At 71.7% G+C, this 15,825-nt stretch carries 9 protein-coding genes; 3 read left to right on the forward strand and 6 right to left on the reverse strand.

The window, feature by feature from the left end; translation table 11 throughout:
• Positions 1–21: 21 nt before the first annotated feature.
• The 3 genes from mobF to BMW27_RS10810 form a co-directional block, all read right to left on the reverse strand.
• A complete protein-coding gene (gene mobF, locus BMW27_RS10800) occupies positions 22–3,654 on the reverse strand; it encodes a MobF family relaxase (RefSeq protein ID WP_091443641.1) in 3,633 nt (1,210 codons plus the stop codon).
• Positions 3,655–4,707: 1,053 nt separating this feature from the next.
• A complete protein-coding gene (locus BMW27_RS10805; RefSeq protein ID WP_091444257.1) occupies positions 4,708–5,199 on the reverse strand; it encodes an SRPBCC family protein in 492 nt (163 codons plus the stop codon).
• Positions 5,196–6,527, reverse strand: coding sequence for an erythromycin esterase family protein (locus BMW27_RS10810; protein ID WP_091443642.1), 1,332 nt, complete (start codon positions 6,525–6,527; stop codon positions 5,196–5,198). The genes BMW27_RS10805 and BMW27_RS10810 overlap by 4 nt, the downstream gene beginning before the upstream one ends.
• A gap of 335 nt (positions 6,528–6,862) precedes the next feature.
• Here BMW27_RS10810 and BMW27_RS10815 point away from each other — a divergent pair, with 335 nt between their 5' ends.
• From BMW27_RS10815 to BMW27_RS10825, 3 genes are all read left to right on the forward strand, one after another.
• Complete coding sequence (locus BMW27_RS10815; protein WP_091443644.1) at positions 6,863–8,209, forward strand: sensor histidine kinase; 1,347 nt, start codon at positions 6,863–6,865, stop codon at positions 8,207–8,209.
• Positions 8,210–8,522: 313 nt separating this feature from the next.
• The gene (locus tag BMW27_RS10820) at positions 8,523–9,125 is read left to right on the forward strand and encodes a hypothetical protein (RefSeq protein WP_139206874.1); all 603 of its coding nucleotides are present in this window, start codon (positions 8,523–8,525) and stop codon (positions 9,123–9,125) included.
• 177 nt (positions 9,126–9,302) lie between these two features.
• On the forward strand, positions 9,303–10,349 hold the full coding sequence (locus BMW27_RS10825) for a hypothetical protein (protein ID WP_091443648.1): 1,047 nt from the start codon (positions 9,303–9,305) through the stop codon (positions 10,347–10,349).
• A gap of 524 nt (positions 10,350–10,873) precedes the next feature.
• On the opposite strand, the gene BMW27_RS10830 is transcribed toward BMW27_RS10825, so the two are convergent.
• The 3 genes from BMW27_RS10830 to BMW27_RS23370 form a co-directional block, all read right to left on the reverse strand.
• On the reverse strand, positions 10,874–12,511 hold the full coding sequence (locus BMW27_RS10830) for a carboxylesterase/lipase family protein (RefSeq protein ID WP_175486472.1): 1,638 nt from the start codon (positions 12,509–12,511) through the stop codon (positions 10,874–10,876).
• 790 nt (positions 12,512–13,301) lie between these two features.
• Positions 13,302–15,071, reverse strand: coding sequence for a CocE/NonD family hydrolase (locus BMW27_RS10835; RefSeq protein ID WP_091443652.1), 1,770 nt, complete (start codon positions 15,069–15,071; stop codon positions 13,302–13,304).
• Positions 15,068–15,667 (reverse strand): TetR/AcrR family transcriptional regulator, encoded by a 600-nt coding sequence (locus BMW27_RS23370; protein WP_091443655.1) that lies wholly within the window; start codon positions 15,665–15,667, stop codon positions 15,068–15,070. Before BMW27_RS23370 ends, BMW27_RS10835 begins: the two co-directional genes overlap by 4 nt.
• Positions 15,668–15,825: the final 158 nt, after the last annotated feature.

The following is a 15,825-nucleotide window of genomic DNA, read 5'->3' on the forward strand; positions in this document are numbered from 1 at the left end:
CCTGGTGATGACGAGTCCGGCTCACCGCCCGAGGCTCGGGGTGACATCCCGTGCCGTCCGTGGCCCGTAGCGCTCGGACTCGGGCCGCGGGACACCCGCCGGGAAGGCGCCCTGCCCTGGCGTGGCGGCTCGGCGCTGGTGACGGTCGGCGTCGTAGTGCGCGCGCCAGGCGTCGCGGGCTGCGGTGAGCCGGTCGCGCGGCTGGCCCAGCAGGGCCGGCTCGGCCTGCAGGTCGGCGATGCGGGCCCGGGCACCGGCCAGCTCATGCCGGGTGGTGGCGACGGAGCGCTCGAGGGCGGTCAGCCGCCCTGCGAGATCGGGTGCCCAGGCCAGCGGCCCGAGCGGATCGAGCCGTTCCGCGCGCCGGCGCTGCGCCTCGGCAAGGGCGGCCTGGGCCTGCTCGCCGGCCCGGCGGGCGGCCTCGGCGGCGGCATGCAGCCCGGCGTGCTCGGGATGCTGCTGTTCGGCAGCCCCGCGGGCGATGGCGTTGAACGCCCGCCACAGCGCCGGCCGGTCGTCGCCCCGGTCGGCCACCCGCGCGAGCTGCTCCGAGTCGGTGGGCAGTCCGGGCAGCTGCGGGCGCCACCGGTCGGCCCAGCCGGACAGCTGCGCACCGGCCCGGGCGACGGGGGCGCGCTTGAGCCCCCACCAGCCGGGCCCGTCGAGCACCACCTTGGCTGCGGTGCGGGCGTTGCTGCGCTGGTCGTCCCAGGTAGCGAGCAGGCCTTCCCGGATCCGGTCGGCGTCCTCCGCGAGGGCAGCACCGGCGGCCTCGACCCGCTGGACCGCGTGCTGGGCGGCCAGACTCGCCTGCCGATGCTCGGCGTCCAGTCGGGCCAGCTCGCCAGCGTGAGAAGTCTCCAGCGCCACGGCCCGGCGCAGCACGTCGCACCACGGTTCCAGGACGGCCAGCCGCTCGAGGCAGCGCTGCTCGACCGTCCACGCCTGCTGCAGCTCGGCCAGCATCTGCTCCACCGGGCGAGGTGCGGCGTAGCGGGCGGCCTCGGCGGCGGCGAGCTGCGCGGCATGGCCGGGCCCGAGGTCGGCGCGGTCCCGGCCGAAGGCGGCGATCCACTGCTCGCGTGCGTCGGCGAAGTCAGTGGCGATCAGGTGGGCGGTGTTGGCGGTGCGGCCGCGGGTCATCCCGACATAGGCCGACGCCGCCCCGGTGTGCTCACCCACCACGAGGTGCGCGGCGGGAACGGTGTCACCCTGCGCGCCATGCGCGGTGGAGGCGTAGGCCAGCTCCACGTTCGAGGTGACGTAGCCGGCGGGCAGTACCCGCTTCCCCGCCCTCGCCGGCGTGACACCGGCAGGGACAGCCTCTCGTGGGGTGACATCGGCCGGGAGGACGGCCAGCCTTCCTTCGCTATGCACGGCGGTGACGGTCCAGGTGTCACGGTTGGCCACCCCGAGGTCGCTGTCGTTGCGGCGGGTGGCGATCCGGTCCCCGGCGCCGATCCGCTGTCCGCTGGCGGTGACCGCGACCCGGGTGTCGTCGACGCGTCCGTCGGCGACCAGCCGCTCGCGGATGGCCGCACCCAGTTGGGCGGCCTGCTCGCGGGTATCGACCACCACGGCCACCCGCTCGCCGTCGCGGTTATGTGCGACGACGAGCATGGCCAGCGCCTCGTGCAGTGCTGCCGGGTCAGGGTGCAGGCGGATCCGGCCGCGGGCCATGAGGGCGTCGAACACCGCGCCCGGATCGGCGCCGGTTCGCATGGTCAAGGTCAGCTCGGCGTACACGGTGTCCGGGCTCACGCGGCCGTCTTGGTCGGTGGAGGTGAAGCGGTGGACCCTGTCGAGCACCAGGTGGGCTGCCGGGTCGACTTGCCCGGCGGCCAGGTCCAGCACGCCGCCGCGGCCGACCGCGGTCAGCTGGTGCCGGTCGCCGAGCAGCGCCACGTGCACGCGGTGTTCATCGGCGAGGGTCAGCAGGGCGCGGGCGGTGTCCTGGTCGAGCATGCCGGCCTCGTCGACCACGAGCAGATCCCCGGAGCTGAGGCCCGCCCCTGGCTCCGGGCCGGTGTAGACGGCTCCGGTGCGCGGGTCGGTGTCGCCGGCGGCCAGCCGGGTCCAGACGCCGTCGTCCGTCCAGCGCCAGCCGTGCTGGAAGGTCAGCCACGCCGCGGACCCGGTGGCGGTGCCGACCTCGGCGGCGGCGACCTTGGCCGCCTTCAACGTCGGGGTGACGACCACCAACCCGCTCCCGCGCGCGTGCAGCAGCGCGCGGGTGGCGGCCAGTGTGGTGGTCTTGCCCGCACCCGCCGCGCCCTCGACGACGATCAGGGGCCGGTCGCCGGTCAGCGCGGTGACCGCCGCCGCCTGCCCGGCATCCAACTGCCCGCGCACGGCAGCGGGCAGCTCCGGCTCGTGCTCTCGCCGCTGGTCGGCTCGTGCCGGGGCACTGCGGGCGGCCAACCGGTCGCTCAGGTCGGCCTCGACATCGAGCACCGTCTGGGAGGTCCACGCCCGGATGTGCTCCGGAACGCCGGCCCGGTCCTGGTCCAGCAGCGGCACGCACCGGGCCATGGCACGGGCGCTGAGGTCCTCGGCCAGCTCGGTCCGCACGCCGGCGTTGACGACGATGCGCGCGGCGGCGAGCAGCTGCTCGACCTCCCCGCGGACATCGGCGGCGTTCCACGCCGACCGGGCGGCCGCCAGCCGGGACAGCACGCGCTCCACGGCCACGTCACGGTCCAGCGTCCCGATCGGGGTGGGGGCCAGGTCGACCGAGTGCCCGGGGTCGCGGTAGCCCAGGGTGGCCAGCTCGGCCACCCACCGGGCGGTGAGGTCGGTGCCCGGTTGTGGGGTGACCTTGTCCGGGCGGCCCTCGGCCCAAGCCCGGGCGTCCCAGGCCCGCCGTAGTCCCGGCCCCGGGATCTGGCCAGGATGCGTGGCCGTCCACTCCCGCTCGTAGCGGTCCACATTGCGGCCGATCTGCGCCGCCCGGGCGCTGAACGCGGCAGCGTAGGCAGCGAGCTCCGGTACGTCGCCGGTTCCGTCCACGGTGTAGCCGTGCGCGGCCAACGCGGCCCGGAACTGCGGGTCGCAGGCGACCGCGGCGTGCCCGATGCCGTTGACCGCGGCGAGGAAGTCCCGCACCCCGAGGGTGTGCAGCCCCCGCCACCGGCCGGCGGCGAACACCCGAGCATTGATCTGCAGGTGCAGATGCCGGTGCGGATCCCCGGCCCGGGAGGTGTAGTGCCGCACCGTCACCGCCTCCAGGCGCTCGACCAGCACCTGCAGCTGCCCGCCCCGGGGCCCGACCCGGGTGGTGGCGTGCTGCGAGAGCCAGCCGATGACCTGGGTCGCGGCGCGGTCCTGGGCGGCGTCGTAGGCCGTCGCGATGTCCGGGTGCAGGGCGGCGGCCAGCGACCAAGACTTCGGCCCGTTGACCACCACCTCGACGAACCGCACCGCCCGGTCGTCGGTGCGCAGCCGCCCCCGCGCCATCCCGTCGTCCGGGTCGAGACCGGCCACCCACGCCTCGTAGCCGTCCCCGGCCAGCGGCGCCAGCTCCTGCACCCGACCGTCGGCGGTGTAGCGGCGGGCGAGCCCGGTGCCCTCGGTCAGGTAGTAGTCATCGGCCCGGCCCCAGCCAGCTTCCACGTAGTGGCGTGCCGCCGCTGGCGCCCCGGCGTACACCTTCATTCCACCGTGCATTCTCAACGCCACCCAACAATGGCCAACAGGTCACCCCAGAAACGGCGATGGGTCCCGCGAAGCGGGGCCCGTACTACCGCTATTGGTAGCATGCGTGCCGTTCTTCAGTAAAGGCTTGAGGGTTAGCGGTAGCGGTTGGGCGTTATAGGGTGAGAGTTGTCGTGGGTGTCATTTCGTTGGTCGCTCATGGTGGTTGCCGATTGCATGCAGTAAGCCGGGTTTCCCGCCTACCCATGCTGATGACGTTGGGCTTCGCGGTGCACCGGTTTGCGGTCACGCAGCGGCCTCCTGCGACACGGTGGCGTAGGCGTCGAGCGGCCAGCGGGCGACTCGGCTCTGTCGGCCAAGAAGGTGTCCCGGTTGTCCTCCCCGTGCGAGACGGCTCACCGGGCGGGTCTTGCGGGACGGCGACCGGGGGCACGTGCTTCGTCCGGCGATGTTCCCGGTTGAGGTTCCTCCTGCGGGACGCCTCCGTGAGCGGCAGCGCAGCAATTGCAGACGTCCTTCCAGGCTTCGAATACTCGGTTGTGCGCGCTCAAGTTGCGCGTCCGGTTACGGCGCACGGAGTGCTGGGCATGTGTCGAACGAGTTCCGTCGAGGTCAAACAGCGGCCCGGCGGAGCTTCCGTCGGTTGGGTCCACGCCGACGCTTCGTGTAGCGGCGGACTGACCCGGCAAGTGTCGGCGGCGCTGCAGCAGTCCCTGTGGCCGCTCACGGGTGCTTGGAGCTGATTTTGAAGGCGTCGGCAGGCATTCGCTTCGCTGCGGGCGCCGAGCCAGCCAGCGCTGCTCGCAACTAACGAGACGGCTTGGGGGAAGCAGCCGAGAGCCACCCGCGGACTCAGTCGCCCTCCTGCAGTGAACGCTTGCGGGCGTCACCGTCTCCGGACTACGCGGGCGCCACCGTAGAGGAATCGCTCACCAGGAACCCGAATGTGGGAACGCAAGTGTCCGATGATGATCACGCCGCAAGTTCCCGTGACCGGGCGCTCCAAGCAGCGGCCGATCGCCGTCGGAGATTCTCGTTGCTATCTGCGGCAGATCAGTTCCTCCCTTCGCGGACATCCTTCCCCTGTTCGGCGAAAGCCTTGAAATCCTGCATGTGCTGTTGCGACTGCTTGTAGAAGGAGCCGGGCATCAGAAGCCCCACCAGCCGCATCAGCAGGCTGCTGAACCGGTATTCGCTCTCGCTCTCCCAAAGCGTCGTGTCCGGGCTGGCTTCGGTCAGCCGATCGCGCTGAACGCTCCACATGCCCGCGCCGACAATCTCGCGGTCGAAGTAAACGACGCTCTCTTTCGGGATCCCGTGCAGGTCTGCCGGATCCCGGCGCGTGATTGTTTCTGTCAACTCGATCTTCCGCTGCCCCGACTGCATCACGACCCGCGACTTGGTACCGAGCTGCCCGTGTATCCCGTTCACCGGCTCGTGCAGCACCAGGCCCCGCAGCCACTTCGGTATGTGTGCCGGGTCGGCGAGCAGCTGGGCCACCTTCTCCCGCGGCAGGGCCACCTCGATCGAGTTGGAGTACTTCATCGCGCGCATTCCTTCCAGGAAGTCGCTCGCTCCCGTCGGCACCATGCCGCACCACGAGGAGGCCGCGGAAGCAGCGTCGACGACCCGATCTCCCGGTGGTAGACGATGCCGTCGTAGGCGCGTCCCGGGTCGATGTGGGTCATCGACGTCCGGTAGACGACGGGGACGACCTGGGCGCCGAACGCCCGCATGGCGCTGTGCTCGGACAGCACCTGCGCGGCTGGGCCCGCGTCCCCACGGAGGTCCAGGACGTACGCGGTGCCGTCGATCTGGTCGAGCACGTGCTCGACCAGCGGCAGGCCCGCCATCAGCGTCACGCGGCGCCGGCGCGGGCGGCGTTGCAGGGACGAGGCGATGGCGCTCTTGGCGAGGAACTCCCCTCGTCCGAAGAACTGCGCCAGCGCGTAGTAGCGATCGCCGAGCTCGTCCGCGAGAACAGCGCCGAGCGGACGGTACCGGGCGTCACCCGGGAGCTCTCGCGAGATGTGCACGTTGTGGGCGAGCAGCAGCACCGGGCCCGAGCCTCGCCCGTCCGCGGCCCGGTGGAGGGTGAGCAGGTCAGCCATGCGCTGGTCCCGAAGGCCTTCCCGAGCTCCGGGGTGAAGCCCGCGCCGCCGCGCGTCCGCCTCCTGCTCCAGCCCGGCGAGGAGGATGCAGCAGTCGAGGAGGGCCGCCCGCACGGGTTCGTCACGGGAGGCGGCGCCTGCGCTGCCGGCGCCGTGCTCGTGGGCGAGCAGCGCCTGCTGGAAGCCGGTCGCGGCCTCGACCACCCCGAGCAGGTCTCGGTCTTCTACTAAGAGCCTTCCGTCGCGTTCGGCGAGCGGGTCGAGGCGGTCGAGCGCTGCAACGGCGTCCCGGTCGCCGAAGGGCGCGCTACGCAGACGCACCAGCGCCGAGCCGGCCCCGTTGGGGTCGACGCCGACGACCCTGACCGTGTCGGGTCCCCGGTGGCGTGCGTTCCACGACGCGATCCAGGCCAGGAGCTCCAGCATCTCCCGCACGTTCCAGGTCCAGTAGCCCAGGCCACCGAGGACGTCCACAATCTGGGCCTCGGTCGATCCGCGACCGACCACCCGATCCAGGGCCACGGTCGCCGCAGCGCTCGCCTCGAGCGCGACCAGGCGGGTGCCGTGGTCTTCGACCATCTGGCGAACGAAGGCCGCGCGGGTCCGGAAGAATTCGCTGCTGCCGTGGGTGGCCTCGCCCACGGCGAGCAAATCGCTGGTGACTGCCGCGGGCGGGAGCGGAAGGGCCCCGTCCGCCGCCGGACCCCGGACGGCACCGCGGACCTGATCCACCGCTTCGCGGTCACCTTCTTCTTCAGGCATGCCAACTAGTCCTTCCCAGATTGCGGGGTTGAGGTGGCACCTTCTCGATCTGCGGGGTCACGTGGTGAGACCCTTCGGTTGCTTCGGAGTGCCTCGATAGACGATCCCCTACCGGACACTCCCCCTGTCAGGCTGAACTCTTGAGAGACTGAGCCACTCCAGACGCTTTGCTGGCTAACCATTCGCGGGCATTCGCCTGGTCAGCACGGCCTGCGAGGGTGTTCCCGGGATGTGACGTCACGTCTGGGGGCGGTGACAGCGCCGTCGCGGCCCGGCATCCTGGCCGCCGCCGGGAACCGCGCCGGTCGGCGGCTGCGGAACGGAGGCGAGGCCTCATGCGCACTCGCATCATCGGCGTGGCCGTGCTGGCGGCCGTCGTCGCCACGGTCCTGTTCGCCGTGCCGCTGGGCGTGGGGGCGTTCGAGTACCTAATGCAGCACGAGCGGGTGCACCTGGTGGGCCACGCCCGGGACGTCGCGCTCAGCGTGGCCGGCGACGTGCGCGACGGCGCCCCCATCGACCTTGAGGACGTCGAGGACGTCGTCGGGGAAGAGCACCGCGTGATCGTCTACGGCGGGGGCGGCGACCGGATCGCCGGATCCGGACCGGACGCCCCCGCCGACGTGATATCCGACGCCCTCGACGGCGACGCGGAGACCGGCACCGTCGGCGACCTCCTAGTGGCCGCCGTCCCCATCGCCCACTCCGACGAGGTGATCGGTGCCGTGGCCGTCACCACGCCCAGCACCGTCCTGCGCGACGTCACCGTCATCTGGGCCGCGATGGCCGGGCTGGCCGCGGCGGCGGTGACCGTCGCCTGGCTGGTGGGGCGGCGGCAGGCGCGCCGGCTGGCCCGCCCGCTTGAGGACCTGGAGGAGAGCGCCCGCCGGCTGGGGGACGGCGACTTCACCGTCCGCACCCGCCGGGGTGGGATCGAGGAGATCGACGCGGTCGGCGCCGCGCTCGACGCCACCGCCGCGCGCCTGGACGACCTGCTCGCCGGCGAGCGGGCGTTCTCCGCCGATGTCTCCCACCAGCTGCGGACCCCGCTGGCGGGGCTGCGGCTGCGGCTGGAGGCGGCGGCCGAGCGGACCGACCCCGAGACCGGAGCGGCGATCGCCACGAGCCTGCTCGACGCCGACCGCCTGGAGGCAATCATCGACGAGCTGCTGGCCCTGGCCCGCGCCGGGCAGGCCGCCTCGGCCGGCCCGGTGGACCTGGGCGCGCTGATCGGCGAGCTGTCGACGGAGTGGGGCGCGCGGCTGGCGCTGCACGGCCGCGACCTGCGGGTGCAGATCGATCCGGGCGCTCCGGAGGCCCGGGCGTCGACCGCGGCGGTCCGCCAGGTGCTCCGGGTACTGGTCGACAATGCCACCACGCATGGCCGGGGCACCGTCACCCTCGCCGTGCGGGAGGCCTCCGGCGCGGTGGCGGTGGACGTTGCCGACCAGGGACCGGGCGTGCAGGACCCCGACGGCACGCTGTTCACCCGGCGGGCCGACCGGCGCGACGGGCACGGCATCGGCCTGGCCCTGGCCCGCCGCCTGGCCGAGGCCGAACAGGGTCGGCTGACCCTCTCCTGCGCGGCACCACCGGTGTTCACGCTGCTGCTGCCCGCCGCTGCCGACACGGCGGATGCGCAGCAGGCGGGCGTCGCGGTGACGCCTTCCACCGGCCAGTGAGCGACCGCCCGCCACCGATCGCGAACGCAGCCGGCCGAGTGTCGCCGGCGCCGGAATGTCGACCCGAGACTTGTCCCACTCGGTGTTGCTTGATCCTGTGCTGGTCATCGATCCCCTGCGAGACCCCGTCGGCTGGCTTCCCCGTCCCTCTTGAACGGTCGCCGTAGCGGGTTCGGCTACCGGAACAGTGAGCTCTTCCCGCTTGGCTGCCGCCACAGCTGTGCCCGTGCAGCGTCGGCGAGGATGACGCATGGTAGATGGGCCGCCAGGGGGGTTCGGGGTGCAGAGGAATCCCAGTACCACTGGGCTGTCGATGGTGATTGCCCGTAGCACCACCTGGTGGATCGTGTGGGCAGGGGTGGCGGTCGAGGCATTGCGCCGGTCCGAGGCAGCTCGGCAGGTGCGTCTGGCAGGCGGGAGCTGGTACCCGCACTGGCGCTACGAGATGGAAGACGGGCTAGTTGCCGTAACCGGGTCGGTCTTCGCCATGGAAGCGATCACTCGACAGCTCACCCAGGTCGACAAGATCGTTGACCCGCAGGCCCGTGCCAGGTGGGCCAAGCAGAAGAAGGACGCGGCGTGGCGCACCCGCGAGGTCCTCAAGCGGTGCATCCGTGGCGGTGAGGGGCAACAGTTGGGCGACCAGTGGAAGCCGCTGATCAATCGCCGCAACGGAGTAGTGCACTTCGTCGCGGAGCAGCGGCCCTCCGTCCCCTACGACGGGATGAACATCGCGGTCGAGGACGCTGAGTTCACCGCAGTTGAGGCGGCCAGGGCCGTCGATCTGCTGTTCACCACCTTGGAGGGGCTAGGAACGCGGTCCAAGCCTGCCGTGCAGGGACATGCCGCGGGGTTCTCGGGGCAACTGGAGGAGCTACGCGAGCGGCGGCGTGTCGGCGGCGTCCCGACCATGTAGGGCCTCGAAGAGGCGCAAGACCGATCGCGCATGTTGACTGACCCCGCCGGTGCGACGCTGAGCGATGGGACACCGGATCGGGTGAGCATCCGGGTGGTGTCAGCACCTGCGCCGCTCGCCTGGTTACGGTGCAGGCCTCTTGAGGGTCGGGGCTCGCCGACCCGGTGAACTGGAGGCATGACCGTGGTTGACACAAACACCAAGGACAAGGAGCTGACTAGGCTCCTGCCTCAGATAGGCGCCCATCTGGTGACAGGCGAGGATCCGGTCCTGGTCATGAAGGGGGCGTCGATGCGCCCGATGACTGACGTGCTTGTCGTCACCAATGCTCGCGTTGTCGCCTTCTCCAGCCTCAAGTGGGCGGACGGCGCAAAATTCGAGGCCAGAGCCGGGCAGATTGAGTCGGCCGAGGCCGATGGACGCAAGGTCGCAATCAGGACGCGCGAGGGCGAAGCGATCTCCTTCTCGGTCGGCAAGGCCGAGGCCTCGCGCGCAGTCGATGCCATCAGCCGGCTCGCCTCCGGCGCCCCTGACGCCAGGGTCGACGCAGGTCTCGACGCCGCTCGAGCAGCGAGCGATGCCAATGAGGCAGCCTGGGATGCCGTCCCCATAGCCGGGTCCGCCACCAGAAACCGGGTCAACAGAGCCACGTGGAGAGTTCTCCGGGCGGCGGCCTACGAGGACGAGGTCCCGCTCTTCCTCATCACCGGGGACGACGGCACGGGAGTGCTGGCTGCTTTCACCGACCGTTGCATGATCATCAAGGCTGGCTTGATGACGAGCGCCCTTGCCGGTTCCTTCGGCGGCTCACGCCAAGCGACCTTCCACTACTCGCAGATCACCGGCATCGAGTACAACGCCGGCCTGCTGTTGGGCGTCCTCGAGATCCTCACCGCCAGCTACAACGGAACGGCCAACAAGGACCGCTGGCGCGGCATCAGCGCCAGTCGGAACAAGGACGCCAACCAGGCGGAAGCGCTGTCGAACACGCTACCGCTGGCCAAGGACGGCTACAAGAACGCTCAGGGACACATCAACGAACTTCGCCGTCTGGTCAGCGCCTCGAAACAGGTTCAGGTCATGGTCGAATCACCGACGCCTTCCGACGGCGGCGGTAATCTGGCCAGCGAGTTGGGCAAGCTCGCAGAGCTCAAGCAGCAGGGTCTGCTGGACGATGCCGAGTTTGCTGAGGCCAAGAGGGCAGTGCTCGCTAAGTTCTCCTAGGAGGCGTCTTGCCGGCGCCGCCGGTGGTAGGTCCGTTCGATCTAAATCGCGATCGCGATCCGCAGCTTTTGATGAGTCGGTAGATGGGGCAGACTTCAAGGCGCCGAACCACCACCTCCTAGCTCCCTGCCACGGAGACCGTCATCGGCATCATGGTCTTGACCCAGAGACCCGCGGCGCTGGAGGTCCTCGGTGGCGCGTGATAATCGCTGGCGTAGCCCTCCACCGCCCAACGACACAGCCGCCGTGGTCGGCCGATGAGCGGGAGCCCAACACACCCCGTCCCGCGCAGACGTAGGCCCTCCAACGCCCATCCACACGATCCTGGCCGCTCCTCGCAACCTCCATCCGGCTGCAGCGGGCCGGGGGAAGGGTGGGCCGCAGGCCCATCCCAGACCGGACACCTTCCGGGCCGAGCAAGATCGATTACCTCATCGGCCCGGCGAGTTCTTCAGGGCGAAGTAGCTAGGCAGCGGGGAGGGGTCGGGCCCAGGGGGGCGTGCGGGCGCCGGGCCCGACCCGGGTCAGGTCTGCGCCAGCGAGGTCCAGAAGGCGCAGTGCGACTCGGCGGCGACGTCCACCGGTCCGACACCGCCGGCGGAGGCGAGATCGAGGCCCTGCACGTCCCCGCTGTCGCGGTAGCGGTGCCACCGGGGGACGTCGGGCCCGTTGGGGTCGCCGGTCGCGGCGAAGGTGGTCCAGTAGCGGAGCATCGTCGCCGACAGCTCCTGCTGCTCCGCCGTCAGCGGCGCGCCGAACAGGCCCGGGAACAGGTACGGCAGCTCGGTGCCGTGCTGGGCGTCCTCCGGGTAGCCCGGGAACGGGAAGTCGACCAGCGGAGGCGCCGTCCGGTCGCGGAACTGGTAGGCGTACACCCGCGTCGGCCCCCGGGCCGACGACAGGGCCTCGTGGGCGTCGACGTGCGCGCAGGTCGCTAGGGCGTTCCCGGCATCGCTGTCCACCGCGGCCAGGGCCCGCAGCGGCGAGGGGTAGGCGTCGGCCGGGTAGCGGGCGAGGACCTCACCCGACCGGTCGCCGTGGCGCGCGGCCAGCTCCGCCTGGTACTCCTCCGCGGTGAGGGTCGCGGACGGCGGGGCGCCGGTCGAGACGAGGGGCTCAAGCGGGGTGAACAGCGTGGTCTCGTCGCGGGTGTTGCCGTGCACCACCGGCACCCGCGCGTGCTCGCCCGCGGCGATGGCGTCCGCCGGCTGGACCGGCAGGGCCGAACCGCCGACGACGAAGGCGCCGCCGGGCCAGGCGCGGAGCAGCGCCTCGACGTCGGCGTCCCGCAGGCAGGCGGCCACGTCGATCCCCCCGGCGCAGCCGACCGCGGCGGCGACCCGGTCGCCCGTGGCCTCGGCGGTGGCCAGGTCGTCGTAGCGCTCGGTGCAGCTGTAGCTCTGCGCGATCGCGCGGTCGAACAGCCCCCGCGCGCTCGGTGAGGCGAGCTGGACGCAGACGGAGGAGCCGCCGGCGGACTCGCCGAACACCGTCACGGTGTCCGAATCACCGCCGAAGGCGGCGATGTTGCGCTCCACCCAGCGCAGGGCGGTCTGCTGGTCGAGCAGTGCGGCGCTGCCGGAGGCGACGTCGCCGTTCTGCGCGGACAGGTCCCGCTGCGCCAGGAAGCCCAGTGGACCGAGCCGGTAGTTGACGGTCACGACGACCACGTCGCCGTCCTCGGCGAGCGTGCCCGCGTCGTACAGCGAGCCGGCGCCGGTGAGCCACGCGCCACCGTGGATCCACACCATGACGGGCAGCTCCCCGCGCCGGCCCTCCAGGCCGGCCGGTGTCGTGACGTTCAGGGACAGGCAGTCCTCGTCCGTCGACGCGATCGGGTTGAACTCGTCCTGCAGCTGGGGGCAGGCGCTGCCCGGCTCGGTCGCGTCGCGGACGCCGTCCCACGGCTCGACCGGCGCCGGCGGCCGGAACCGGAGGTCACCGACCGGCGGAGCGGCGTACGGGATGCCCTGGAAGAGGCGGGAGCCCTCCGCCAGGGCGCCCCGCACGGCGCCGTCCTCGGTGTCCACGACGAGCGGGGGCTCACCGCCGGCAGGGGTTCCCGGTGCGGCGAGGGCCGACCCGCCGCCGGCCACGAGGGCGGCACCGAGACCGAGGGAGAGGAGTGCCCGGCCGAGCGGCCGGGGGAGGGAGGGTCGCACGGGACCTCCAGGGACTGGTGGGTCCGCCGCGCGACCGTGAGCCGTGTCACGGCGGTCGTGCGGAGAGTAGGGGACCGACGGCCGGTGCGGGTCCGGGAGGCGCACGCTCGGCCATCCGGAGCCGGTCCCTGCGCGTGTCGGGAGGTCGTACGGGCACCCCGCGCGACCGGAGAGTCCGCTGTGTCCGGTTACCGATCGTCGATCGGAGCAGGGCCGCCAGTCGCGTGCCCACGACGGCGGGCCAGCTGCGCTCGTACTCGTCAGGTGGTGCCCAAGCTGAAGAAGTTCGCCTGCGTCCCGCGGCTGCTCTAGGGGCGCAGCGCGTCCAGCACCGTCCGCACCGGCCTGGCCGTCCCGGCGAGCGGCCGGTGTCGCGGCCGGGACGGTCGCGCCGATCACCCACAACCCCATCGCCGAGTCCGCCCACCCACCGCGTTTGGCGGTGCGGCCGGCCGCGCCAGCGCCCCGCCATACGCCCCAGCTTCACCAGTAACAACGGGAAGGAGACCCCGGATTAGCGGCGGCTAGACGGGCGGTGGCCGCCGCGCGGTCGAAACGACCGCAGCAACCGTCCCTTCGTGGACACGGTTACGGGATCGACCGTGTCGTTGTGGATGGTGCATATCTGCGAGTAGGGCAGCTCGGCCATGGTCCGTGACGGCGGTGGAGCGGCGAACGAGTGGCACGGACTCTTCCAGTGCCACCTGGGGGCGCCCGGTCGAGTCGGCACCACTCTCAGCTACTGAACCTTAGGCTGGTGCAGAGGCGCGGCCGTCCGCCGGTCACCTGGTCAAGTGGTCGGGACGGGCACCTCCGTGACCTCGATCCAGCTGCTCCCCCCGAAGTGCACGGTGTTGCGGCACGGGTACGGCGGCACCGGCATGTCGAACTGCGCATAGCCCTCGCTCGGGTCCATGCGGAGCAGGTCGATCCGGCTGGCGAGCTCGAGCCGCAGGGTGTCACCGCGGCGCAGCAGCGTCGGCCCCGGGGTCAGGCTGAAGCGGAGGACGACCGGTTTGTCTGGGACGAGTGGCTCCCGGCGCCCGGCGTCGATGGCGATCTCGAGCGGCGTGCTGCGTTCCTCTTCCTCCGTGCGGGACACCGGACGGATCGCGCCGAGCGAGAGCTGGTGACGCTCCCCCGCTGCATCGAGCCGGGACAGTCGGGCGACGACGTACGAGTCGATCTCGTTGCAGCTGTAGGTGAGCCGTGCGGTGACCGGGCCCGCGAGCTGGGTGTCCTGCTCGACCGGCAGGTCGAAGGCGAGTGTCTGGTCGGCCACGTCGTCCATGCCCCCGAGCAGCGGGAGCCCCAGGGGGACGGCGACCCAGGACCCGGAGCCCTCAGCCGTCGCCTCCCGGCTCAGCCGGTGGGTCGTGGCGTCCTCGTCGGGGGACCCGAGGTGCAGACGCCGGACGTCGCCGCCGGCGGGTGGGAAGGCGTCGGCGGTCTCGAAGCGCTCGGCGCCCTCGATCCAGTAGCGCACGCGCGGTTGCTCGGCATAGCCGTTGTCGGTGCCGCGCAGAAGATGGTCGAAGAAAGCCAGCGCCTCGCCCTGCCACGAGTAGACCGGCAGGTCGTATGCCGGCGGGGCGAGGATGAGCCACCGGGAGTCGGCGGGCGTCGCCGCGTTAGCGACCAGGTCGTAGCAGCCGAACTGGTGGAGGTTGAAGTACCCAAGGTTCTGCACGACCGTGAAGGGCACCTCGACGTCGCCGAGCGTGGCGGTCGGGCCCTCGGGGATCGTCGCTTGCGCGCGCGTCTTCTCGTCGAACATCCAGCGCGCGTAGATGCGGCGCATGAACTCCACGGGCGTGGCGGACTCGAAGGACTCGAACATCCCGGACACCCGGTGGTGGACCAGCCGCTCCAGGAGCGGGTGCAGCGGCCCGTTGGTGACCTGGCTGAGGAGTGCACGACGGCCTGGTGACAGGCGCTGGTCGTAGTTCTGCTGGGTGTAGTTCGCGCCCATCCAAATGGCGGCGAAGAACCAGGCGGGCACGCCGGCAAAGTGCATCATGTGCCGCCACAGGTCGGTCGAGACCTCGTTGCAGAACAACGCCTTGAGCGCCGGTGGCTTGCGCGCGGCGACGCTGAGCTGGGACACGGCGTAGTAGGAGGTGCCGAAGAGCACGACCTCCCCGTTGCACCACGGCTGCTCACCCGCCCAGGCGATGACCGCCTCGTGGTCGTCGATGTCCTGCGGGTCGAAAAACATCACCTGCTCGCCGGTGGAGCGGCCCATTCCTCGGCGCTCGACGACGACGGGGCAGTAGCCGCGGTCGGTGAACACCGGCGGCGAGCCGATCTCGTTCGACCCCGTCGGGATGCCCGCCGTGTGCGTCTCCGTGGCGTAGCCGCCGAAGGACACGACGGCCGGGTAACGGCCCGGCGCGCGCGGGGTATAGACGTCGGCGTGCAACTCGGCGCCACCGGCGACCGGGATGCGCTGGTCGGCCAGCACACGGTCGCCGAGCCCGTCCATCGCGACGGCGCGCGGCTGCCAGCCGGCATACTGCCGGCCGGCGGTCGAACCTTCCAAGGGGATGTGCGGGGTCATGCCGGTGCCTCCCGTGCGTCGGTGCTGCGGTGGGTGATGCCGGTTCTGGTGCGCTGCTGCTCGTTGAGCGGCTCGGTGAGCAGCTGGGTGAGGACCTGCTCAGCGCGGTCGCGGAACGCCTCGCCGCCGGTGGCCAGGGCGAGCACGGCGATGCCGGTGGAGGTCGCCTGCAACAGGGCGAGTGAGGCCTCGGTGGGTTCCAAGCCGAAGGACTCGAGCAGCCCGGCGCCGAGCGGGGCGATACCGGCGCCCAACGCGACGAAGGCGCGGCGCACGGCCGGGTCGGCGTCGGCGCTCTGCGTGAGAGCCGTCAGGATCCGCGTCTGGCGGGGGTCGACAAGCACCTCGACGAGCCCGGCGACCTTCGCAGCAGGGTCCTCGGCCGACACCGCCGCGCGGAGAACCTCGATGCGCCGGCGCACAGCCTCCTCGGCGACGGCGAGCAGCAAGTCCGCCCGCGTGGGGAAGTAGTAGGTGAGGTGGCTCTGCCGCAGCCCGGCGCGGTGGGCGACCCGCGGCTGGGTGAAGCCACTGAGACCTTCTTCCTGGATGACGTCGAGCGCTGCCGCCACGATCGCCTCCCGCTTCTCCGACACGCTCGCCCTCCTGGTTGGTACACTTACCAGTGTGCTGGCGTGGGCACTTACCGACAAGAGTTGGCGGACGTCCGCGTTGGTGAGTCCCCTTCTCGGGGCCTTCTTCGCCGGGTCGGTGACGTCGTCGGCTGAGGATGCGGACTCGCCCGACACCTCAG

The organism is Geodermatophilus poikilotrophus, assembly GCF_900111455.1.
In the GTDB taxonomy this organism is placed as follows: domain Bacteria; phylum Actinomycetota; class Actinomycetes; order Mycobacteriales; family Geodermatophilaceae; genus Geodermatophilus; species Geodermatophilus poikilotrophus.